Source organism: Flavobacterium sp. UBA6195 (assembly GCF_002422095.1).
Taxonomy (GTDB): domain Bacteria; phylum Bacteroidota; class Bacteroidia; order Flavobacteriales; family Flavobacteriaceae; genus Flavobacterium.
In genome coordinates, this window is the sequence record NZ_DITB01000074.1 from 1 (window position 1) to 23,459 (window position 23,459).

At 33.9% G+C, this 23,459-nt stretch carries 25 protein-coding genes and 2 pseudogenes; 14 read left to right on the plus strand and 13 right to left on the minus strand.

Annotated features, from left to right (window positions below; all coding sequences use genetic code 11):
* Positions 1-308 (minus strand): annotated as a pseudogene (locus tag B4I81_RS06385) (ABC transporter substrate-binding protein); the annotation flags it as partial.
* Positions 309-427: 119 nt separating this feature from the next.
* On the minus strand, positions 428-1,771 hold the full coding sequence (gene gdhA, locus B4I81_RS06390) for an NADP-specific glutamate dehydrogenase (protein WP_291108879.1): 1,344 nt from the start codon (positions 1,769-1,771) through the stop codon (positions 428-430).
* A gap of 245 nt (positions 1,772-2,016) precedes the next feature.
* On the opposite strand from gdhA, the pseudogene B4I81_RS11855 reads away from it, so the two are divergent.
* Positions 2,017-2,793, plus strand: a pseudogene (locus tag B4I81_RS11855) (THC0290_0291 family protein).
* 67 nt (positions 2,794-2,860) lie between these two features.
* Here B4I81_RS11855 and B4I81_RS06400 read toward each other — a convergent pair.
* Positions 2,861-4,003: a cystathionine gamma-synthase gene (locus tag B4I81_RS06400; RefSeq protein ID WP_291108881.1), complete on the minus strand. Its 1,143-nt coding sequence runs from the start codon at positions 4,001-4,003 to the stop codon at positions 2,861-2,863.
* Between the two features lie 68 nt (positions 4,004-4,071).
* Positions 4,072-4,527 (minus strand): DinB family protein, encoded by a 456-nt coding sequence (locus B4I81_RS06405; protein ID WP_291108883.1) that lies wholly within the window; start codon positions 4,525-4,527, stop codon positions 4,072-4,074.
* A 79-nt stretch (positions 4,528-4,606) separates the two neighbouring features.
* On the opposite strand from B4I81_RS06405, the gene B4I81_RS06410 reads away from it, so the two are divergent.
* The 12 genes from B4I81_RS06410 to B4I81_RS06465 all read left to right on the plus strand — a co-directional run bounded on the left by B4I81_RS06410 (position 4,607) and on the right by B4I81_RS06465 (position 13,069).
* A complete protein-coding gene (locus tag B4I81_RS06410) occupies positions 4,607-4,957 on the plus strand; it encodes an arsenate reductase family protein (RefSeq protein WP_026725142.1) in 351 nt (116 codons plus the stop codon).
* A complete protein-coding gene (locus B4I81_RS06415; RefSeq protein ID WP_291108886.1) occupies positions 4,957-5,844 on the plus strand; it encodes a DMT family transporter in 888 nt (295 codons plus the stop codon). Before B4I81_RS06410 ends, B4I81_RS06415 begins: the two co-directional genes overlap by 1 nt.
* A 76-nt stretch (positions 5,845-5,920) precedes the next feature.
* Complete coding sequence (locus B4I81_RS06420; protein WP_291108888.1) at positions 5,921-6,781, plus strand: YicC/YloC family endoribonuclease; 861 nt, start codon at positions 5,921-5,923, stop codon at positions 6,779-6,781.
* A 41-nt stretch (positions 6,782-6,822) separates the two neighbouring features.
* Positions 6,823-7,185, plus strand: a complete 363-nt coding sequence (locus B4I81_RS06425) for a four helix bundle protein (RefSeq protein WP_291108890.1) — start codon at positions 6,823-6,825, stop codon at positions 7,183-7,185.
* 49 nt (positions 7,186-7,234) lie between these two features.
* A complete protein-coding gene (gene gmk, locus B4I81_RS06430) occupies positions 7,235-7,807 on the plus strand; it encodes a guanylate kinase (RefSeq protein WP_250580153.1) in 573 nt (190 codons plus the stop codon).
* Positions 7,808-7,904: 97 nt separating this feature from the next.
* Positions 7,905-8,486, plus strand: coding sequence for a nicotinate (nicotinamide) nucleotide adenylyltransferase (gene nadD, locus B4I81_RS06435; protein ID WP_291108893.1), 582 nt, complete (start codon positions 7,905-7,907; stop codon positions 8,484-8,486).
* 13 nt (positions 8,487-8,499) lie between these two features.
* On the plus strand, positions 8,500-9,048 hold the full coding sequence (locus B4I81_RS06440) for a hypothetical protein (RefSeq protein ID WP_291108895.1): 549 nt from the start codon (positions 8,500-8,502) through the stop codon (positions 9,046-9,048).
* A 34-nt stretch (positions 9,049-9,082) separates the two neighbouring features.
* Positions 9,083-9,283 carry a hypothetical protein gene (locus B4I81_RS06445; protein ID WP_291108897.1) on the plus strand — a complete coding sequence of 67 codons (201 nt, stop codon included), beginning with the start codon at positions 9,083-9,085 and terminating at the stop codon, positions 9,281-9,283.
* Complete coding sequence (locus B4I81_RS06450) at positions 9,271-9,600, plus strand: hypothetical protein (protein WP_291108899.1); 330 nt, start codon at positions 9,271-9,273, stop codon at positions 9,598-9,600. The genes B4I81_RS06445 and B4I81_RS06450 overlap by 13 nt, the downstream gene beginning before the upstream one ends.
* A 64-nt stretch (positions 9,601-9,664) precedes the next feature.
* Entirely contained in the window at positions 9,665-10,831 is a 1,167-nt protein-coding gene (locus B4I81_RS06455; RefSeq protein WP_291108901.1) for an iron-containing alcohol dehydrogenase, read from the plus strand.
* Positions 10,832-11,064: 233 nt separating this feature from the next.
* On the plus strand, positions 11,065-12,060 hold the full coding sequence (locus B4I81_RS06460) for an NAD(P)H-dependent glycerol-3-phosphate dehydrogenase (RefSeq protein ID WP_291108903.1): 996 nt from the start codon (positions 11,065-11,067) through the stop codon (positions 12,058-12,060).
* Positions 12,061-12,091: 31 nt separating this feature from the next.
* A complete protein-coding gene (locus B4I81_RS06465) occupies positions 12,092-13,069 on the plus strand; it encodes a TerC family protein (protein ID WP_291108944.1) in 978 nt (325 codons plus the stop codon).
* 79 nt (positions 13,070-13,148) lie between these two features.
* Here B4I81_RS06465 and B4I81_RS06470 read toward each other — a convergent pair whose 3' ends face one another.
* From B4I81_RS06470 to B4I81_RS06490, 5 genes are all read right to left on the minus strand, one after another.
* Complete coding sequence (locus B4I81_RS06470; protein ID WP_291108905.1) at positions 13,149-15,965, minus strand: GH92 family glycosyl hydrolase; 2,817 nt, start codon at positions 15,963-15,965, stop codon at positions 13,149-13,151.
* Between the two features lie 20 nt (positions 15,966-15,985).
* Complete coding sequence (locus B4I81_RS06475) at positions 15,986-16,333, minus strand: hypothetical protein (RefSeq protein ID WP_291108907.1); 348 nt, start codon at positions 16,331-16,333, stop codon at positions 15,986-15,988.
* A gap of 140 nt (positions 16,334-16,473) precedes the next feature.
* Positions 16,474-16,881 carry a hypothetical protein gene (locus tag B4I81_RS06480; RefSeq protein ID WP_290820343.1) on the minus strand — a complete coding sequence of 136 codons (408 nt, stop codon included), beginning with the start codon at positions 16,879-16,881 and terminating at the stop codon, positions 16,474-16,476.
* Positions 16,882-16,930: 49 nt separating this feature from the next.
* Entirely contained in the window at positions 16,931-17,950 is a 1,020-nt protein-coding gene (gene pheS, locus B4I81_RS06485; RefSeq protein ID WP_026725129.1) for a phenylalanine--tRNA ligase subunit alpha, read from the minus strand.
* A 99-nt stretch (positions 17,951-18,049) separates the two neighbouring features.
* Complete coding sequence (locus B4I81_RS06490; protein WP_291108909.1) at positions 18,050-18,406, minus strand: hypothetical protein; 357 nt, start codon at positions 18,404-18,406, stop codon at positions 18,050-18,052.
* 134 nt (positions 18,407-18,540) lie between these two features.
* Here B4I81_RS06490 and B4I81_RS06495 point away from each other — a divergent pair, with 134 nt between their 5' ends.
* On the plus strand, positions 18,541-19,059 hold the full coding sequence (locus B4I81_RS06495; protein ID WP_026725127.1) for a CvpA family protein: 519 nt from the start codon (positions 18,541-18,543) through the stop codon (positions 19,057-19,059).
* Positions 19,060-19,105: 46 nt separating this feature from the next.
* Here B4I81_RS06495 and B4I81_RS06500 read toward each other — a convergent pair whose 3' ends face one another.
* Genes B4I81_RS06500 through B4I81_RS06515 form a run of 4 tightly spaced genes read right to left on the minus strand, consistent with a single transcriptional unit; the run spans position 19,106 to position 23,455 of the window.
* Positions 19,106-19,867, minus strand: a complete 762-nt coding sequence (locus B4I81_RS06500; RefSeq protein WP_291108913.1) for a tetratricopeptide repeat protein — start codon at positions 19,865-19,867, stop codon at positions 19,106-19,108.
* The gene (locus tag B4I81_RS06505) at positions 19,867-21,645 is read right to left on the minus strand and encodes a BatD family protein (protein ID WP_291108915.1); all 1,779 of its coding nucleotides are present in this window, start codon (positions 21,643-21,645) and stop codon (positions 19,867-19,869) included. The genes B4I81_RS06500 and B4I81_RS06505 overlap by 1 nt, the downstream gene beginning before the upstream one ends.
* Before the next feature lie 3 nt (positions 21,646-21,648).
* A complete protein-coding gene (locus B4I81_RS06510; RefSeq protein WP_291108917.1) occupies positions 21,649-22,419 on the minus strand; it encodes a tetratricopeptide repeat protein in 771 nt (256 codons plus the stop codon).
* On the minus strand, positions 22,412-23,455 hold the full coding sequence (locus tag B4I81_RS06515; RefSeq protein WP_291108919.1) for a vWA domain-containing protein: 1,044 nt from the start codon (positions 23,453-23,455) through the stop codon (positions 22,412-22,414). Before B4I81_RS06515 ends, B4I81_RS06510 begins: the two co-directional genes overlap by 8 nt.
* Positions 23,456-23,459 lie beyond the last annotated feature (4 nt).

Consider the following 23,459-nt stretch of genomic DNA (forward strand, 5'->3'; position numbering starts at 1 on the left):
GAACCATCTGAATTAATTACTAATAGTAGTCCATTTGTGTTTCCAGCAAAAGTTTTGTTGGTAGATTGTGAATGATGAATTGTAGTGATAGATTCAGGCTTAAAACCATTAATTGAATTAAAAATTTTTAAATCGCTAGATGTAGTTGCTTTTGAGAAAACTGCATTTTGAGTTGCTGCAAACACCGAATTTGAAGCCGCCTCAACATCAACTATTTCATTATAGGAAAAATAACCTTTCCACAACTGATTATTTTGTTGCGCAAAAAATAATTGAGAAATAAAGAATAAAACAATAGCTTTTTTCATTGAAAGTATTTAATACAAATATACTACAAACGTAATTAATTTTAATTTTAATATAAATTTGAAAAGAAAAAAGCTCTTTTAGTTTCCTAAAAGAGCTTTTTATATTTTAAAAAATATTTTTAAACTACTCCTTGAGCTAACATAGCATCTGCTACTTTAACGAAACCAGCAATATTGGCTCCTTTAACATAGTTCACATAACCATCTGCTTCAGTACCATATTTTTTACACTGACCATGAATTCCTGTCATGATGTCTTTTAAACGAGCATCTACTTCTTCACTAGTCCAATTTAAACGAATAGAGTTTTGTGTCATCTCTAAACCAGAAGCTGCAACCCCACCAGCATTTGCTGCTTTTCCGGGAGCAAACAACACTTTTGCATCTAAGAATTGTTTGATAGCTTCTAAAGTACAAGGCATATTAGCCGCTTCAGTAACACACATTACTCCATTAGCAATTAATTTTTTAGCATCTTCTTCGTTTAATTCATTTTGTGTAGCACAAGGAATTGCAACATCTACTTTAGCTTCCCATGGACTTTTTCCTTTGTGAAAAACAGCTGAAGGGAATTTTTCTGCATAAGCCTCAGCTCTGTTATCACCACTTGCTCTCATTTCTAACATGAAATCGATTTTCTCTCCAGAAATTCCATCAGCATCATATATGTAACCATCAGGACCAGAAATTGTTAACAATTTACCTCCTAATTCATTTACCTTTAACGCCACACCCCATGCTACATTTCCAAAACCTGAGATGGCAACTGTTTTTCCTTCAATAGATTCTCCTCTAGTTTTCAACATTTGTTGTGTGAAATAAACAACTCCATAACCTGTTGCTTCTGGTCGAATTAATGATCCTCCGTAAGCTAAACCTTTTCCAGTTAAAACCCCAGTAAATTCATTTCTAATTCTTTTGTATTGACCAAACATGTATCCAATTTCTCTTGCTCCAACACCAATATCACCAGCAGGAACGTCTAAATCAGGTCCAATATGACGACATAATTCTGTCATAAATGATTGGCAAAAACGCATAATTTCAGCATCTGATTTTCCTTGTGGGTCAAAATCTGAACCCCCTTTACCTCCACCCATTGGAAGCGTTGTTAAACTATTCTTGAAAACTTGTTCAAAAGCTAAAAATTTAAGTACCGATAAATTTACCGTAGGATGAAAACGAATTCCACCTTTATAAGGTCCAATAGCAGAATTCATTTGAATACGAAAACCTCTATTAACTTGAATTTCACCTTTATCATCAACCCAAGGCACTCTAAAAATCACTGAACGCTCTGGCTCAGCCATTCTTAAAAGTACATTTTTGCCATCATACTTTTTGTCATTTGCAATAAAAGGCATTACAGTTTCTGCAAATTCTCTAACTGCTTGTAAAAATTCTGGTTCGTTTGGATTTTTGGCCTCAACAAGCGCCATAAAATCATTGATTTTTTGTTCCATTATACTATAAAACTTTAGATAAACATATCTATTAAATTAAGACTTTTTCTTAAATTATGAAATTCGCAAAATTTAAGTCGACAAATATACATTTTAAAAATTACTTAGTGAATTTTTAATATAAAATTATGATTATGATAATTCGCTTTTTTAACTAAAAGCTTTACTAGAAAGAAAAAACATTCTTTTTTTTCGAAGTGCAGTTTGTTTTTATATATTTGTCCGATAATGGAAATTTTTTACCAATGACTAAAAAAATTAAAACCCTACTAATAATGCTTTTAGGAGTTAATTTTCCAATGATGGCGCAATTTGGTTTCTCCCACGAAGTTGGTGCATTTATTGGCGGCGTGGCTATGCAATCCGATTTTGGAGTAAGACATGATTTTGAAACTAACGCTGGAAATACTGGTTTTGGTGTAGGTTTAGTCCACTACATGAATTTTGCCTATCGTGCAGAATGTAATTGTTACACGCCTGAAACATATTTTAATGACCACTTTAAGGTTCGTTCTGAATTATCATACAACAGTACTCAATTACAACACTTTGGAAAATGGGTTGAAAGAAATTCTATCATAGCAGCTCAATTAAGAGCCATGAAAGGTGAGGCTAAAGTTACTGATGTTGGTATGCAACTAGAATATTACCCACTAAGTATTAGAGAATTTACAGCTTCAAATGGATCTTGGGCCCCATTCATAGGACTCGGAGCTCATTATTCTTTTTTTTAAAACGGAACTTACTCTGAACTAGGGCCTCTTGAAACCCCAATATCAACACCTGTAAAATACTATGGCGCAACTTCTTCTGAAGGTGGAAGTACGTGGTCTGTGGTTTCAAGTGTTGGTACACGATATAAATTAACTGAACTTTCAGATTTATTTGTTGAACTTAGATGGCAATACTATTTTTCTGACTGGGTTGATGGTTTAAATCCAGACCCAAAAGTGTATACTGAAAACAAAGCTAACGATTGGAACTTATGGTTTCATTTCGGATACATTTATTATTTAGATTAATAAATACTACAACATTAAAAAAACCGATTCAAAAATTGAATCGGTTTTTTATTTTTTATTGTTTTTATTATTTAAAAGCTTGTTCTAAATCTACTAATAAATCTTCGATATCCTCAATTCCTACGCTCAAGCGAACTAAGTCATCTGAAATACCTACTTCTTTTCTCTTATCCTCTGGGATAGAAGCGTGCGTCATTAATGCTGGATGATTCGCTAACGATTCCACTCCACCTAACGATTCTGCTAAAGTGAATACTTTTAGGTTTTCTAAGAACTTGATCGCATCTTCTTTTTTACCTGATTTGAAAGTAAAGGTTACCATTCCTCCAAAACCGCTCATTTGCTTTTTAGCAATTTCATGAAATGGATGTGAAGCTAGTCCTGGATAATACACTCTTTCCACTAAAGGATGATTGTTCAAATATTCCGCAACTTTTTCACCGTTTTCACAATGACGTTGTACACGTAGATGCAACGTTTTGATTCCTCTTAAAACCAAGAAGGAATCCATTGGTCCTAATGTTGCCCCTGTTGCGAATTGTTTGAAATGTAATTCTTCACCTAATGCTTTATCTTTAATAATCAAAGCTCCTGCAATTACATCGGAATGACCTCCTAAATATTTTGTTGCCGAATGCATTACAATATCCGCACCTAAATCTAATGGTTTTTGTAAATATGGTGTAGCGAAGGTATTATCAACAGCAAATAAAATATTGTGCTTTTTTGTGATTTGAGCAATCGCAGCAATATCCGCTAATTTCATTAAAGGATTTGTTGGTGTTTCCACCCAAACCAATTTCGTGTTTTCATTGATTAACGATTGGAATTTCTCCAAATCATTCATATCCACAAAATGAAATTTGATACCACTATCTTTATATAATCTTGTGAATAAACGGTACGTTCCGCCGTATAAATCGTCCATAGCGATGATTTCGTCACCAGCTTTAAACATACGTAACAAACAATCGGTTGCTGCTAATCCGGAAGAAAAAGCTAAACCTCTTGCTCCGTTTTCGATACTTGCCAAAGCGTCTTCTAAAGCCGTTCTTGTTGGATTTGCTGCTCTACTGTATTCATAATCACCAACTGGTTTCCCAGGACTTGATTGAACATAAGTAGAAGTTTGAAATACCGGAGGCATTACTGCTCCCGTTACTTTTTCATGATGTTGCCCACCATGTATCGTTTTTGTATTGAATTTCATTTTTTAAAAATTTTTACAAAGGTAAATAAAAGTTGTTTGATGCTGCTTTTCGAATCGTTAACAATTCACTAAATATGCTTTTTAATCGACATCATAATTCCTAAATGAATTCCTTCGTGATAATTGTTAAATTCCATCGCTTCTTTCCAAGTTCCTAAATGAAATCCCGTTTTGGTTTGATACGGATGAAATTCTTTGAAAATTCCAGCTTTAAAATCAGCTTTCGTTTTTTCAACCATTTCTAATAGTAATTTCTTGATTTCATCAACTTCAGCTTGCGTAGTTTTCCCATCTGGACGCGAACCATTTTGATATTTCTCAAAAAGCGAATCCGAAATATGCATTGGCAAACCTGATAAAGCGTAAACCAATTTCTGTTGGGAAACAACTACGTGTCCCAAATTCCAAATCAAATTATTGCTCATTCCTGCTGGAATTGTATTCAATTGTTCCAACGAATAATTATCTAAGAAATTCTTGTATAATCCGCGGCTGGTTTCCCAAATTCTAAAAGTTGCGTCCATGTCTAATTTTTTTATAAAATTACTGATTTTTAGAATTCAAAAGGCTGTATTTTTGCATCAGAAATTGAAAAACATCAAAATGAACAAAATATACTATTTGGCTTCGTGTGATACGTGTCGAAAAATCATCAAATCGTTACCCAATTCTGATAAATTGACGTTTATCGATATTCGTCAAAATCCAATTTCGGAAAGCGATTTAGAAGAAATGTACCAACTTTCGGGAAGTTACGAAGCGCTTTTCAGTAAAAAAGCACAATTGTATAAATCATTAGGTTTAAAAGATAAAAATCTAACGGAAGCCGATTTCAAAAAATATCTTTTAGAACATTACACGTTTTTAAGTCGCCCAGTTTTTATTATCGATGGGAAGATTTACATTGGAAATAGTCCAAAAAACATTCACGAAGTAATTACTGTTTTAAGCTAATGTCAAAAAGAAGTTGGGCACTAGTTGCCGCTACCTTAGTTTCCATTATTTACGGCGTAACTTTTACGATTGCTAAAGATGTTATGCCAAAATATGTCGATGCTTTCGGGTTTATCGTAATGCGTGTTGGTGGTTCGGTTTTGTTATTTTGGTTGATTTCCTTTTTTGGACCCAAAGAAAAAATCGCTAAAGAAGATTTTCCTCGAATTATTGCGGCAGCGTTCTTCGGAGTTGCTTTTAATATGCTGACTTTTTTCAAAGGATTGAGCTACACCTCGCCCATTATGGGAGCCGTTTTAATGGTTACCACACCTATGATTGTCCTAGTTTTATCCGCTTTCATCATGAAAGAACGAATGGAAAACCGAAAAGTTTTAGGAATCATTTTAGGATTAGCCGGAACGATAACGTTGATTCTTTACGGAAAATCATTGGTAAACGCAACAAACGCATCTTTAGGAAATTTATTGGTTTTTGTAAATGCCGTTTCCTACGGATTTTACCTCATCATCGTGAAAAAATTAATGGATAAATACAACGCCTTCACCTTCGTGAAATGGATTTATACGTTTGGTTTTTTGATGGTGTTGCCTTTTGGTTGGGGCGAATTTCAAGCTATAGATTTCGCTAATTTGCCAACAGATATCAGCTGGAAAATTGGTTTTGTAGTCGTATTTTCGACTTTCTTAACCTATTTGCTGAATTTAGTTTCCATGCGAGAACTAAAACCTACAACCGTTGCGGTTTTCATCTATTTACAACCCCTTTTCGCTACTATTTTCGCCGTTAGTTTAGGAAAAGACGATTTAAGTTTAGTGAAATTAATTTCGGCTGTATTGATATTTGTCGGAGTTTATTTGGTTACCCAAAAGAAATCTACTTCCTAATTAGAATTCCAATACTGAACACTAAAAACTGAACACTGAACACTTTTTCTTATCTTTGAAGACATTTTTATAACGTATGATACACTCCATGACGGGTTTTGGGAAAGCATCTTTGCAATTACCAACCAAAAAAATTACCGTAGAAATCAAATCGCTAAACAGTAAAGGTTTAGACTTAAATACGCGAATGCCATCGGTTTTTCGTGAAATGGAATTGGGTTTACGCAATCAAATTTCGCAACGTTTAGAGCGTGGAAAGGTTGATTTTTCATTATATGTAGAAGTAACTGGCGAAGAAACGACTTCTAAAATCAATGTCCCGATTGTTAAAGGGTACATTAACCAAATGAAAGCTGTAATTCCAACTGCAGATGAAACAGAATTAATGAAAATGGCGGTTCGTATGCCTGATGCATTAAAAACAGAGCGCGACGAAATCGATGAAAACGAATGGAAACAAATCCAAACCGTGATTGATGAAGCATTGGAAAATATTGCTAATTTTAGGAAAGACGAAGGCGCTTCACTGGAAAAAGAATTCCAATTGCGCATCGCAAACATCAACAATTTAATGAACGAAGCCGTTTCTTACGATGCCGAACGCATTGAAACCGTAAAAACACGTTTACGTACTGCTTTAGATGAATTAAAAATCAATGTAGATGAAAATCGTTTCGAACAAGAATTGATTTTTTATCTAGAAAAATACGACATTACTGAAGAAAAAGTGCGTTTGGGCAACCATTTGAACTATTTCTTAGAAACTTTAAACGGAACAGAAGCTAACGGAAGAAAATTAGGTTTCATCACGCAAGAAATGGGAAGAGAAATCAACACCATGGGTTCAAAATCGAATCATACCGAAATGCAAAAATTGGTGGTGATGATGAAAGATGAATTGGAAAAGATTAAGGAGCAAGTTTTGAATGTTCTTTAATTTTAGTGAAAAGTGACAAGTGAATAGTAAAAAGCCAAAAAATGAGTAGTATAAGTTCATATAAAGATTTATTAATTTGGAAAAAAGGAATAGTTCTGGTAGTAAAAGTTTATCAATTAACCAAAGCATTTCCAACGGAAGAATTATACGCTCTAACAAGTCAAATTAAAAGAGCTTCCGTTTCAATTCCTTCTAACATAGCAGAAGGTTATGGAAGAAACACCGACAAATCTTTTAGCCATTTTATAGATATCTCAAGAGGTTCTCTATGCGAACTAGAAACTCAATTAATCATAGCAAAAGAATTAGGTTTTATTGTTAATTTTGAATTGTATAATGAAATTTTAGAACTTATTATAGAAGAATCTAAAATGATAAATGCCTTTTCTAAATCACTTAAATAAGCTTTTCACTTATCACTAATTACTTATCACTAGAAAATAACACAACACAATGACCAAAGGAAAATTATTAGTATTCTCTGCGCCATCAGGTTCAGGAAAAACCACTATAGTACGACATTTATTAGCCCAACCCGATTTGAATTTAGAATTTTCGATTTCGTGTACTACTCGTGCGCCTCGTGGCGAAGAAGTAGATGGAAAAGATTATTATTTCATCTCATGGGATGAATTCAAAAAGCACATTAAAGCAGAAGATTTCGTAGAATGGGAAGAAGTCTATACTGATAATTTCTACGGCACTTTAAAAACCGAAGTAGAACGCATCTGGGCTTTAGGAAAACACGTGATTTTTGACATTGATGTAGCGGGCGGATTGCGTATTAAAAGCAAATTTCCGAACGAAACCTTAGCTGTTTTTGTAAAACCACCAAGCGTTGACGAATTAAAACGCCGCTTAAAACAACGTTCCACAGAAAGCGAAGACAAAATCAATATGCGTATCGCAAAAGCGTCTGTAGAATTAGCAACTGCACCACAATTTGACACCATCATCAAAAATTATGATTTAGATGTGGCAAAAGAAGAAGCGTATCAATTGGTAAAGGATTTTATTAGTAAATAAAAGTATAGCACAAAGTCTCACTAAGTTATGCACCAAGTAGCACAAAAAACTTCGTGAAACTCTGTGAAAAACTTCGTGAAACTCTGTGAAACAAAAAATGAAAATAGGTCTGTATTTTGGAACGTTTAATCCCATTCATATTGGGCATTTGATCATTGCCAATCATATGGCGGAGCATTCTGATTTGGATCAAATTTGGATGGTGGTTACACCTCATAATCCACACAAACAGAAAAGTTCGTTGTTAGATGATTATCATCGTTTGCACATGGTGCATTTGGCAACAGAAGATTTCCCGAAAATCCAGCCTTCGGATATCGAATTCAAACTACCACAGCCGAATTATACCGTAAATACCTTAGCGCATTTACAAGAAAAATTTCCGAAACATGAATTTTCGTTAATCATGGGCGAAGACAATTTGAACTCGCTACACAAGTGGAAAAATTATGAAGTCATTTTGCAAAACCATGATATTTATGTCTATCCGCGACTAAATTCAGGTGAAATTGATGAGCAATTTATCAATCATGAAAAAATTCACAGAGTTGGTGCACCTGTGATTGAATTGTCTTCTACTTTCATTCGCGAAAGCATTAAAAACGGTAAAAATGTAGTGCCAATGTTACCGAATAAAGTTTGGGAATATGTGGAACATAATTTGTTTTATAAGAAGTAAACTTAAATAGAATATGAATACTGATTTTGAAAAACAAATCGAAAATTTACCCAAGAAAGGTAACTCAATAAAGGACAAACTTTTCAATAAAGATTACTTTTTGCGTTCAACTGAATTTGGTGTTTCAACAACTGAAAAAGAAGAAATTATTTTTGATACAAAAAAATCAAATAATGGAACATTAATAATAATTGGATTAGCAATTGTTTTAATATGTTTTAGATTTAAAGACAGTGATAATTTTATTCCAATTTTAATCTTTTCAGGAATTGGAATGATTGCAAATCTTGTTTATTTGAAATTCAGAAAAAGTAAGTTGATAAAAATTAATTTAACAGGCTTTGAAATCGAGAATATTAAATATGAATGGGATGATATTTATGATTTTGGCGCTTTAGTAAAGCCCTCGAGACATATTACTTACTATGAATTGATAATTTTTTCAAAATCAAAAGGTAAAAAAGTTTATAGTTTGTTTAGTTTTCAAAGTGATAAAGATGATATTTTAAAAAATTTGAATTACTTCAATAAGAAATTTGAAACTAACAAATCTATTTCTTGAAAAATTTTGTATTTTTGAATAAGCAATTGAAAACATGAGTGTTGTATCTAAAAGATCGGAATTATTAAAATGGTTATCTTCTGTAGAAGATGAAACCACAATTAATCAATTGGATAATTTTAGAAAACAACACAAAACATTTAATTTCAAAAAGGAATTAGAAACTGCCATTACAGCTGAAGAATTAAAAAAACGAACAACTTCTTTTCTTAAAAGTTTAGAATGGCAGAAGTAAAAGTTTTCTTCAAACCCGAAGTAGAACATTTTTTAAACGAATTAATTTATATCCTTTACAAGGAAAATTACTTTTCATATCTAGAAAATGCCATTGATTATAAAGATAAAATCATTGATTTTATTGAAGAAAACATTTCGAATTTTCCATACAAAAATACGCCTTTACCTCTTTATTCATTGGGTTCAAAATTCATCTTCTATAATAGCAATTCAAGAACAACTTGGTATGTCTTTTTTGAAAATGAGGATCATCAATATTTGATAACTTACATTACAAACAACCACACTGAAATTGCTAAATTTTTAAAGCCTTAACATTCCTTTACCATTCGTTACCAATCCCATTGCGTAACTTTGTATTCTTAAAAAATAAAATGTTATGCTAAACTTCGAATTATACAATCCGGTAAATTATGTCTTTGGAAAAGGACAAATTGCTAAACTAACTGATTTAGTTCCAACAAACACAAAGATTCTGCTAGCTTATGGAGGTGGAAGTATCTTCAAAAATGGTGTTTATGACCAAGTAAAAGCGGCTTTGCCGAATCACGATATTGTGGAATTTGGTGGCATTGAACCGAATCCTCGTTTTGAAACTTTGATGAAAGCGGTTGAGATTATTCGTGCTGAAAAAATTGGTTTCATCTTAGCTGTTGGTGGTGGAAGCGTGATTGATGGTGTGAAATTTATTTCGGCTGCCGTTAATTTTGAAGGCGATGAAGCGGATATTTTGAAAAAACGTATTTTATTCAAAGATGTTGCTAAAGTGATTCCTTTTGGAACCGTTTTAACGTTACCAGCAACCGGTTCGGAAATGAATTCAGGCGCTGTGGTTACGATTGAAGCTACACAAGAAAAACTAACCTTAGGCGGAAGCGCTTTATTTCCGGTTTTCTCCATTGTTGATCCAACGGTAATTACTTCTTTACCAAAAAGACAATTACAAAACGGTGTTGTGGATGCTTTCACACACGTAATGGAACAATATTTAACCTATACTCACGATGCTTTATTGCAAGACCGAATTTCAGAAAGTATTTTACAAACGCTAATTGAAATTGGTCCAGATGTAGTAGAAAATCCAAATGATTATAAATTAGCTTCCAACTTTGTTTGGAGTGCCACCATGGCATTGAATGGCTTAATTCAAAAAGGAGTTCCTTCCGATTGGGCAACGCACATGATTGGCCATGAATTAACGGCTTTATACGAAATTGATCATGCGAGAACATTAGCTATCATTGGTCCAAATTTATACCGCGTGATGTTCGACACGAAAAAAGAAAAATTAGCACAATACGGACAACGCGTTTGGAAAATTCAAGGCAATTCAACTGAAGAAATTGCAGAAAAAGCAATTGAAAAAACGGTTGAGTTCTTCCACAAAATGGGCATGAAAACCAAAATTTCGGAAAACGCTGAAAACATCGAAAACACAGCTGATTTCATTGTAAATCGTTTCGAAGAAAGAGGTTGGAAAGCCATGGGTGAAAAACAGAATATTACTTTGGAAAAAGTAAGAGCTATTGTAGAAATGAGTTATTAAAAATTAAAACACGAATTTCACGAATTAACACGAATAATTTTTAATGCAAAATTTAGAAGTTTTTAGCAAAGTTTAGAAAGCTTTACTAAAAAATTGAACCTCAAAAAAGCAAAGAAAATTGGTGTTAATTCGTGGAATTCGTGTTTAAATCCATTATAAAAAAGAGTTTCGCAAACGTTTTTTGTAAATCCTTTTTAAATGCCTATTTTTGATGTTCTAAATTAAATCGGAAAATGGAAAATAAGCCAAAATTTGCAGTCATAGGAGGGGGAAGTTGGGCTACCGCAATTGCGAAAATGCTTTGTGAAAATCAAGACGAAATTGCTTGGTACATGCGAAGCACTTATGCTATTGAGCATTTAAAACATCAAAAACACAACCCAAACTATTTGAGTTCGGTTGCGTTTGACACTAATAAATTGAAACTTACAAACGATATCAACGAAGCAGTTGCCTATGCAGATTATCTGATTTTTGTAATTCCATCCGCTTTTTTAAGTAAAGAATTGGAGAACTTAACAGAAAGTTTGAAAAATAAATTTATTTTTTCTGCTATCAAAGGAATTGTTCCTGAATCGAGTTTGATTGTTGGTGAACATTTTCATACTAAATATGATATTCCATTTGAAAATATAGGTGTTGTAACAGGACCTTGCCATGCGGAAGAAGTGGCAATGGAACGTTTATCCTACTTAACGATTGCCTGTAGTGATAAGAAAAAAGCCAAATTCGTAGCTAAAAATTTGAGTTCGCATTACATCAAAGCCAAAACTTCAGATGATATCATTGGAACTGAATATGCAGCCGTTTTAAAAAATATTTACGCCATTGCGGCCGGAATTGCACATGGCTTAGGTTATGGCGATAACTTTCAAGCGGTTTTGATGAGTAACGGTATTCGCGAAATGAAGAAATTCATTCGTAAAGTACATCGCATGAAACGAAACATTAACAATTCGGCTTATCTAGGCGACTTGTTAGTAACAGGATATTCCGTATTTTCTCGAAACAGAATGTTTGGAAACATGATAGGAAAAGGCTACACCGTAAAATCAGCACAAATGGAAATGAGTATGGTAGCGGAAGGTTATTATGCGGTAAAAAGTGCTTACAAACTAAACCAAGAATACGGGGCTGATACTCCAATTATTGATGCGGTTTACAAAATTTTATACGAAAACAAAGACGCAAAAACCGTTTTTAAAGCCTTAACAGAAAAACTAAATTAAATCCATGCTATTCTCATTAAAAACAGGTGCAATTGATCATTTAATCGATCACCCAGGAATTATTACGGCTTTTACGATTACCATCATTGCCATGTTGGTATTAGACTTAGGTGTTTTAAACAAAAAAGGACACGTGATTTCCAATCGTGAGGCGGCTATTTGGTCGGTGATTTGGATTTCTTTAGCAATGGGATTTAGTGGTATTATTTATCATTACATGGGAGCCGAAAAATTCATGCAATTTCAAGGTGCGTATTGGATTGAAAAAGCACTTTCGGTTGATAATTTATTTGTATTTATTTTAGTTTTTGGCTATTTCAACGTTGCTAAAGAAGCCCAACACAAAGTGTTATTTTGGGGTGTGATTGGGGCTTTGGTTTTTAGAGCAATATTCATTTTTGCGGGCGTTTGGCTATTGAACTACACCTATTTGCCTGAAATGGAGCTTTTTGGATACATGGTTAAAATCAATTACTTGTTAACTCTTTTCGGAATTATTTTGATTGTTGCCGGAATTAAATCGGCACTGAGTCAAGAAGAAGATGAAGGAAGTAAAGATTTTACAAAAAGTCCAGGTGCTCGATTTGTATATAAATTTTTCAATGTAACCCATCAATACGATGGCGATAAATTCTTCACGATTGAAAACGGACTTAAAGTAGCAACTCCTTTGTTTGTGGTAGTCGCAATTGTAGAATTTACCGACTTATTATTTGCGATTGACAGTATTCCAGCGATTTTTGCTATTGCTCCAGATGATCCTTTTATTTTGTATACGTCGAATATTTTTGCAATTTTAGGATTGCGTTCGTTGTATTTCCTTTTGGCGAACTTTATGTACATGTTCAGTAAATTGAAATATGGATTAGGATTTATTTTGGCTTTTATCGGAACTAAAATGATTATAGCGCCGTTTTATCACGTTCCAACGAGTTTATCTTTGTCTGTTGTAGGCGGAGCTTTAATATTGTCTGTAATCGCTTCTTTGGTGTTTCCTGATAAGGATTAAATATTTGAACACAATATTAAACCGCAGATTCGCAGATTTAACCTAGTTAATCTGCGAATCTGCGGTTAATTTTTGGCTTTTACTTGATAGTAATTTCATCTATAAAAATAAAGGCATCACCGCCAGCACCTTGATGCCATTCCGGTAGTTTTCCGAAGTTTTTAGCGATTACTTTTACGTAACGAGCTTTTTTGCCTTTGATTTCATTAGAAGTGAAATTCAAAATCGTATTTTCCTCTAATTTTGGATCTAAGGTATTGTTTACCGAACCGAAAAACATAAAATTTACATTATCATCCGAAATATAATAATCGACTTTCGTTGGCATTAAAATCCAAGAACGTTGGTCTTGTAAAAATCGTGCTGAAATTTCACTAACACTTTTTACTTCTTTTAAATCCACAACCGCTTCAAAATCCTGACTTTGGTAGCCTTGCCAATCGCCTTTTCTCCAGTTCTCCGTTCCTAAAACACCATCTAACAAACCTTCTGGACCACCGGCGTGATACTGCGGATTGTAAACCGATTTAATATTGATGCTGTAATTGTTTGGTTTCTTGAAGAAGGTTGCAGAAATGGTATTGCTTTTTTGTCCATTATTTTCAACATAAGCAAAGACATCCGTAGTTAAATCAATTGAAAATGGTTTAGTATATTTAATAAATATTCTATCATCTAATTTTGAAGTTGCATCATTTGTAGAGTAAAAAATCACATCATTTGAATTTTGAGATTTCAATTCGATTTTCAAATTGTCTTTAAACGCTTTGCTTTCCGCTTGAATTACAGGAACTGTAATTATTTCATAATAGCTTAAAGGATAATAATCTAATTCGAATAATTCATCTCCTTCTTTTTCAAATCCAAAATCTACTAAAGTATTAGGAAAAGTTGGAAAAGTCTTATCAATTATTCGTTTCTTATTACCTTCAGAAACAACTATTTTATCAAAATATGGATGTCCTGGCGACCAAAATCCTCCAATACCAGGTGTAACCGAATAAATTCCCATTGAACTCAACACATACCAAGCACTCATTTGACCACAATCTTCGTTTCCAATTAAGCCGTCTGGCGTGTTGGTGTAAAAATTATCTAAAATATACTTGACTTTTGCATTTGTTTTTTCTGGTTTTCCCACGTAATTGTACAAATACGTCATGTGGTGACTTGGTTCGTTTCCGTGAGCATATTGTCCGATTAAACCCGTAACATCGACTTGTTCTCTACCAGTAGTTTTGCTTTCGCTGTTGAACATTTCGTCTAACTTCGCTTCAAATTTTTCTCGTCCGCCATACGCTTCAATCATGCCTTCAATATCTTGTGGCACGAAAAACGAGTATTGCCATGAATTTCCTTCAGTAAAATTATTGTTGACTTCTCTTGGGTCGAAAGGTTTGTCCCAACCCCCATTTTTCTTTGGACGCATGAAACCGGTTTCCCAATCGAAAATGTTTTTCCAATTTTGAGAACGTTTCATGAAATATTGATAATCCTCTTGTTTGTTTAAAATTTGTGCCATTTGCGCAATACACCAATCGTCATAGGCATATTCTAAGGTTTTGGAAACGCTTTCGTGTTCGTCATCAATCGAAATAAATCCGTTTTTCTTGTAGGCATCCAAACCTAAAACATCGCGCATGGCAGACGCTTTGCTGGCTTCAAAAGCCTTTTCGTAATCAAAACCTTTTATTCCTTTTGCCATCGCATCAGCAATTACAGAAACCGAATGATAGCCAATCATACAATCGGTTTCATTGGAAGCTAATTCCCAAACCGGTAATCTTCCTCCTTGTTCATATTGTTTGATGAAAGTGTTAATGTAATCAGCTGTTCGTTTTTTATCAATCAACGTGTATAATGGATGCGCGCCTCTAAACGTGTCCCAAAGCGAGAATACCGTGTAATAATCAAATCCTTCGGCTACATGAATTTGGTTGTCTCTGCCGCGATATTTTCCGTCTAAATCTTGCGCGATATTAGGTTGCATCATGGTGTGATACAAAGCCGTGTAGAAAATGGCTAACTTGTCTTTATCATTAGAAGTGACTTCAATTTTTGATAATTCTTTGTTCCAAAGCGCAATAGCAGCTTTATGGACTTTATCGAAATTCCAATGTTTGATTTCGGAACTGTTTAATTTCGCACCTTCGTAACTCGTTGGAGAAAGCGATACTTTTACGAGGATTTTTTCGCCTTTTTTGACTTGTTTTGAGAAGCTTAATGCCAATGTTTGTATATCAAAATCATTTGAGTTTTTAATTCCTTTTGAATTCATCATTGGAGCATTAAATTCAATCCTTGCATACACATATTGATCTCTTGCCCAAGCTTCACTTCTCCTTAAAACTTCAATCGTCTTATCATCTATTATCTTTACTCTTCCTTCTAAAAGTTTATCACGATGTCTCAAATCTAAAATGATATTCGCTTGACCAGCATTATTAAACGTATATTCATGAAAACCAACGCGGGTTGAAGTGGTTAACCTAACATCAATATTATATTTATCTAAATGTACTGAATAAAATCCTGCAGAAGCTTTTTCATTTTTATGTTGGAATTTTGAAGAATACAATTTTGAATCTAGAGTATTAATTCCAACCGTCGGCATCAACATAATGTCACCATAATCTGAAACACCTGTTCCATTCAAATGCGTGTGGGAAAATCCGTAAATCAAATTATCGGAATAATTATAACCACTACAGCCATCCCAACTCCCATCGATTCTAGTATCAGGAGAAAGTTGCACCATTCCGTAAGGCACTGTTGCGCCTGGGAATGTGTGTCCGTGACCGCCTGTTCCAATAAATGGGTTGACGTGTTTGGCGAAATCTTGTGCCTGAGAAATTGTTGTAGTTAAGAAAGCTAAAGCAATAAGAAATGGTTTCATGTTGTGTTGTTGAAGTTGTATTAAATTTTTATATTTTTCTTTTTCAATAATTTATCATTAAAAAAGTATTCTATTGTTTTCGAATCAATATTGATTTTTATAAAAGTGCAGTTTTTATACAATTTAAACTTAACTGGCGAACCCATAAATCTCAATTCAAAAATGGATTCAGAATAAATTCTATCAAAATTCAAAATTGCTTTTCCGTTAAAATCTGTAATAAATGTTGAATTATTAGCTTTATTATGAATTGATGCTCCAGCTAAAGGTCCGTTCATACTGTAAACTTCTATGTTAACAGAACGTTCTTGAGATTGACTAAACCCAAATTGGAAAGTCAAAAGCAAAAAGAAAAGGATTTTCTTCATTTTAAACTTTTTTCAAAATATAAAATTGAGGAAAAAAATTGAGGAAAACAATCCTATATCTAAAAAGTAGAGAATTATAAAAACCGCAGATTCGCAGATTTAGTATTTAATCTGCGAATCTGCGGTATTTTTTTTAAAATCTAATTCGCAAAAACACCTCTTTTGTTGATAATTGGTAAATCGGCAGTAGCTTTTTCATTGATAGAATTGGTTCTAAAAACGAAGGTTTTATCGAATAATTGACCGTTTGAAAAGTACGACAACATGAATTCGTTATTCAATTGTAAGACGTTGTTTTCTAACAATTCTACTTTAACGGCGGTTCTAGGTTCTACTTTAGCAAATGCATGACGGAATGTTCCTGTTTTGCGTTCTTCGCCATTGATTAAACCATAAGCACGTGAAACTACCATAGCCATTTCTAGCAAATTATCGGTATCGTTTACTAAGTAAGCGTACCAAGAATTCTCCATAAAATCGTCGTTCCATTCTTGAAAAGCTACAATGTGAACGCCTTCTACTTTTGGGATGATAATATCTTTTTTCATTGAAACAGTATTAAGATTAAAGAATTAAGTATTAAGACTTTATCTTAATTTATATACTTGATTTGAATTGCTCTAAGAAACGAACGTCGTTTTCGTAAAACATACGGATATCACCAATTTGGTACAACAACATTGCAATACGCTCAACTCCCATTCCGAAAGCAAAACCTGTGTGTTCGTCTGGATTGATGCCGCAATTTTTCAATACGTTTGGATCTACCATTCCGCAACCACCAATTTCTAACCAACCAGTTCCTTTGGTAATTCTGTAATCGGTTTCTGTTTTTAATCCCCAATAAATATCGATTTCAGCACTTGGTTCTGTAAATGGAAAATACGATGGACGTAAACGAATTTTCGATTTTCCGAACATTTCTTTAGTGAAATACAACAAAGTCTGTTTTAAATCGGCAAAAGAAACGTCTTTGTCAATATACAATCCTTCCACTTGATGGAAAATACAATGTGAACGCGAAGAAACTGCCTCGTTACGGAACACTCTTCCTGGAGAAATCGTACGAATTGGCGGTTTGTTGTTTTCCATATAACGCACTTGCACTGATGAAGTGTGCGTTCTTAACAAAACATCAGGATTGGTTTGAATGAAAAACGTATCCTGCATATCTCTTGCCGGATGGTATTCTGGTAAATTTAATGCGGTAAAATTGTGCCAATCGTCTTCGATTTCTGGACCTTCGGACACGTTAAAACCAATGGTTGAAAAAATATCAATCATTTGATTTTTTACAATAGAAATTGGGTGACGAGAACCAATGTTCATCGCTTCTCCTGGACGCGTAGTGTCGCCATAAATTCCTTTTGCTTCTTCTTTATTTTCTAAAGCGTCTTGAATGGTTTTTACCTTTTCTTCTGCCGAAGTTTTCAATTCGTTGATTACTTGTCCAAATTCCTTCTTTTGTTCGTTTGGAACATTTTTGAATTCGGCAAAAAAGTCTTTCAACAAGCCTTTACTTCCTAAATACTTGATTCGGAAGGCTTCTAATTGTTCTTTATTATCGGTTTGAAAAGCTTTTACTTCTTCAATATGGGCTTTAATCGTTTCTGTCATCGCTCGTTTTGTAAAATGCAAATTTATGTATTTTGTTTCAAGTTTCAAGTTTCAAGTTGTCTAAAACTTCTAAAATCATAAATCGTTAATCATAAATCATCAATCTATCAACTCTTTCTCTAAAAAGTAACCTACAATTGCTTCTTTCATTAGTACCGCTTGTTCGCCTGCTTTTAATGGTGGCAATTCTTCTTTTACTTTGTAATGGGGCCAGCCGTCGTTGTCGAAATATTCAAACTCGTAGTAACCGTAAGGTTCTAACAAACGGCAAATGGCGATGTGCATTAGGTTTACTTTTTCATCTTTTTTGAAAGTAGCGTGAATTTTTCCCAATTCTTGCACACCAATTAAGTAGATGATTCCTTCTAAATCAAGGTCTTCTCCGCCTGAAAATTTTTCTGATAATATGTTGACAACGCTTTCCCAACGTTCTTTTAATTGTATATCTCTGGACATTTTTTTTAAGTTTGAAGATGGATGCTGGAAGCACAAAGTTTCCCATCAATCTAATAATATTTCTGCAAAGATAACAACAGAAAACCACTTTCAACAATTCTTTTATCTTTGTTCATTATTCTATTTTCTTTCAAATGAGTTTTATTGATATTGTTTTTGCGGTTTTATTGGGTTTTGCGGTTTATAAAGGATTGAAAAACGGGCTTTTTGTGGAAGTCGCTTCATTTATAGCTTTGATTTTAGGAATTTATTTAGCGATTAAATTTTCGAATTTAGTAGGCGCTATTTTTACTGGATTTGTACCAAGTTGGAATCCGAAATATATTGAAATTACGGCTTTTATCATTACGTTTTTGTTGGTGGTGATAGGAATTCATTTAAGCGCAAAAATTCTAACCAAATTAGCGGATTTTGCTTTTTTAGGTTGGATTAACAAATTGGCTGGTGTGCTTTTTAGTTTGTTGAAAACGATTCTAGCATTGAGTGTAGTGCTTTTTATCTTTGAGAAAATCAACATTAATAATATGCTACTTTCTAAAGAAACGCAAGACAATTCGATTTTTTATAATCCAATTCAGAATATTTCAAAAGCGATTTATCCTACGATTGAAGGTTGGTATGATAGTTTGAAGAAAGAAGTTGAGAGTGAATAAAGTTTCTACAAGCTAAGTCTGAACACTTTCAACTGAACACTGAACACTATTCCTTCACTTCCTTAATCGCTTCTTTGTTAATCCAAGCTTTGGTTTTGTCGGTGAGTTCTACTTGTTTCCAGTTGCCTAATTCTTCTAAAACGAAAACTTTTGTGCCTTCGTGAAGCGTTACTACGTCTTCCGAACTGTTTTTTGGTTCCGCTTTTAATGTCGTTGCTTCTGCAAAAACGATGGCTGGATTGTTATTCGCATCGAATTTCTTCTGTAAAAAAGCAGAGAAAACGGTTACGCCAATTCCGATTAAAAACAACAGAAACAAACTGAAAAAAGTACGCTTTAGAAACACGGTATTTCCAAAATAATAACCTAAAAAGGAAAGTAAACTTAAAAAAGCAATAAAAACAGCAATCCAAGCCCAAGTATCATAATGAAAAACGCTTGTGAACTCTTTCACCATTTTCTTTAAACCAACATCTGGAAGGACTTTAATATCGTCTATTGCCATTTTTTGAGCAAATGACAGATTGGTTTGTATAGCTTCGTCATCTGGGTTTAAAAGCAATGCTTTTTCGTAATTGTAAATCGATGGCGCTACTTTTCCTAATTTGTAGTAACAATTCGCAATATTAAAATACAAATCAGCCGATTCGTTGCCTTTGTTTACAATGCTTTCGAAAGATTGCAACGCTTGTTCGTAATCGCCTTTGTTGTATAAATCGTTAGCTTTTTTAAAGGTAGCATCGATGGATTCACTTGCATTGGCAAATGAAATCAAAAACAAAAGGAATAGTATAATCTGCTTTTTCATTATTTCAATTGTTTTTCAAGTTCTGAAATTCGTTCCACAGCTCGTTCAAAATCATTTGTCATGGCAATATCGGTTGCTGGCGCGTATCGTGCGAATTCGCAATCGTTCATTAACTCCATAAATCGATTAATACTTTCTTCAGATGCGTTTCGTTGTTGCAATAATTCGATGATATTGTCTTTACTCATTTCAACGGTTTCGATATGTAATTTGGCTTTCAAGAAATTGTGTAATGCTTTTTCCATTGCCATATAAAACGGTACTTTGTCGCCCATTTGTTTTTTGGCTTCCGACAAATATTTTTTCACTAATCGGTTGTTATTTCTAACTCGGTTACCCACCACATCGGCATCTTTTGCTTCTTTTTGTTTTCTAGCAATCATCACAATCGGAATCAATAATAATGGTGCAAATAACAAACTATAAAACAATCCTGAACCTAAGAAATCTTCTCTCGATTTTGAAACAAATTCGGTTTTCAACTTATTGAATTGAAATACTTCTTTTTTCTGAATGACTTGTTTGTTTGTACTTGGTGTGTTGGCAACAAAGTTTCCATCACCTTCAGCTACATCAATGGTAATTTCTTTTGAAGTGATGGTTTTATATGATTTACTTACCAAATCGTAGTACGAAAACTCCATTGGTTTAATAGTATATTTTCCTTTAAATTGTGGAATTATCGTGTATTTGTCCGAAACTTTTCCAACCATACCCGTTAATGGCGTTTGTACATTTTCGGTATGCGATGGTTCGTACATTTCTAAAGCACTTGGAACTACGGGTTTTGGTAAGGTAAATAATTTTAAGTTTCCTTTACCTGAAACACTTACTTCTAAATCTAAGGATTCGCCTGCTTTTAATGCTGTTTTTGATGGATTTACTTTAAAATCGAAATTCCCTACAGCTCCAGTAAAACTCGCTGGTTTTCTGTTTTCTGGAAGTGGTTTTACGTTAATGGTTTGCGTTCCTGTTGAAAGTGATTTTTCAATAACTCGCATTTCGTATTCACCAAACCAATCGCGACGACCTGTTGGCACCTCAGCATCTAAATCGATTTTGAAAGGTTCTATGGTTTTAGCGCCCGATTCTAATGGATATAAAATCACTTTTCGAAGCACTACCATGCTGTAATCTTTGCCGTTGTATTTTCCGCGTTCAGCACGCAATTGCTTCATGTCGATATACTGGCTCCAGAAATCATTGTATTTTGGTGCTTTGAAATTTCTGAAATTCCCAACCGTTGAACGAGGTTCGAAATACAACTTGTAAACTACTGTAACGGGCTCGTTTACATACGGATTTTTTGTAGATAATTCGGCTACCAAATGAATTCCTTCTCCATAATTCACATTTGTTGGTTGTTGGCCTGGATAGTTTGGCATTTGGATAGGATCGGTAATCGTAATTTTTATGGGTGCTGATTTGTAAACTGTTCCGTCATATTCAATTGAAGCTGTGCCAATAGTAAAAGTTCCTTTTTTAGTTGGGGTTAAATAGTAAATGACCTGAGTTGAAATTTCTCTTTTTTGGTTCACTCTACCATTTATAATCGTAATTGAAGTTTGGTTTCCTTTATTAATGAAAGGTCCTTCCGCTTTAAATCCGGGAAACTTTGGAGCTACAAAATTATCCCCTTCATTATTTATAGAAAAAACCAATTGAATGCGCTCGTTTAAACCATAAGAACTTCTTTCTGTTTGTGCTTCAAATTTTACTTGAGCGGAAACAGTATTATAGTAAACCGATAAGAATAAAACTAAAAATATCTTTTTCATTTGTTACCAATCTTTTTCATTTGAAACCGGACGTGCTTTTACCTTCTTAGCATTCACTTTGTCCTGCACTTTCTTCTCTGCATTATTAACTGCATCTAAAATATTATCGATGCGTTGTTTGTCGGCACCGCTTGGTTTTGGGTTTTCGTTTTTATCTTCTTTTTTCTCTCCGTTACCTTTACTTTGTTGGTTATCGCCTTGTTTGTCTCTATTGTTCTGATCGTTTTTGTCCGAATCTTTCTTATCGTTTCCTTTGTCGTTTTTGCCGTCTTTATCTTTTGGCTGTGGTTTATTGTCTTGACCTCCACCACCTTTGTTGTCTTTCTTATTGTCTTTTGGTGGCGGATTGTCTTTATTTTTTCTTTTAGCTAAAGCGTAATTGTATCGGGTTTCTTCGTCATTTGGATTATTTCGAAGCGCGTTTTTGTAAGCATCTGCTGCTAAATCATATTTCTTTTCTAGCATAAAAGTGTTACCTAAATTATGATAAATTCGGTACTTTTCTTCTTTCGTTTTCGCATGTTCCAAGGCTTGAATATATCGAATTTGTGCTTCGCCTTGTTGGTTTTGACGATACACACTATTTCCTAAGTTATATCCAGCAGTTGCTTTTTTAGGTGATTTTTTTGATTCGGTTACACGAAAATCGGCTTCGGCATCAGCGTATTTTTTTTCTTTAAATGACTGATTTCCGTTGTAAAGATTTTTGTCTTTTTCTTGTCCGAAAAGCAAAACACTATTCAATAATAGCACTATGTAAAGTATCTTACGCATGTTTCTTTTCATTAAATAAGTTCAACTTTTGCACCCATGCCGTTTTTTTCTCTAATAAGAAAACATCTATCAACAATAATAAAAACCCTAGAGCTAAAAACCATTGGTATTGCGATTCAAAATCAGCAATTTGTTGTGATTCGAATTCTGATTTTTCGATTTTATCTAATGACTTTTTAATTTCTTCTACCACATCTTTTGTAGTAGTTCCTACCATATATTTTGATTTTGTATTATCTGCAATTTTCTTTAAAACTTCAGGATATAACTTAGTAATTACCGTTTGTCCTTCTTGGTCTTTTTTATACGAAGCGATAGTTCCTTTATCATCACGTAAGGGAATTGGGCCACCTTTTTCTGTTCCTACACCAATTGTTATAATACGAACTCCTTTTTCTTTTGCCAATTCAACAGCGTCATCTACTCCTTCTCCGTGGTCTTCACCATCAGAAACTAAGATGATTAACTTACTAGTATCTTTTACATCAAAGAAATCTACCGCTAATTGAATAGCATCATTAAAAGCAGTTCCTTGCGAAGAAACCATATTGGTATTCATACTTTGCAAGTACATTTTAGCAATACTATAATCGGTTGTCATGGGTAAAACTGGATAAGCACTTCCTGCATAACCTACAATTCCTACGCGGTCATTTCCTAATTGGTTGATGATTTGCGAAACGATTTGCTTGGTTTTTTCTAATCGATTTGGCGCTACGTCTTCGGCTAACATACTTTTTGAAATGTCGACTGCAAAGACAATATCAATCCCTTGACGTTTTACGGTTTCCATTTTAGTTCCCATTTTTGGGTTTACCAAAGCGATAATAATGCAGGCTAATGCCAATAACAAAACTCCTAATTTCAAAGCCGGTTTAAAGCTTGATTTTTCTGGCGCTAATTGATTAAACAATTCCAAATCGGCAAAAACGGCTTGTCTTTTTCTTTTCCAAAACAAATTGAATAGAAAAAGTGCTACTATTATGGGTAATAGTGCTAATAAGTAAAAATATATTGGACTTTCTAATTCAAACATTGTT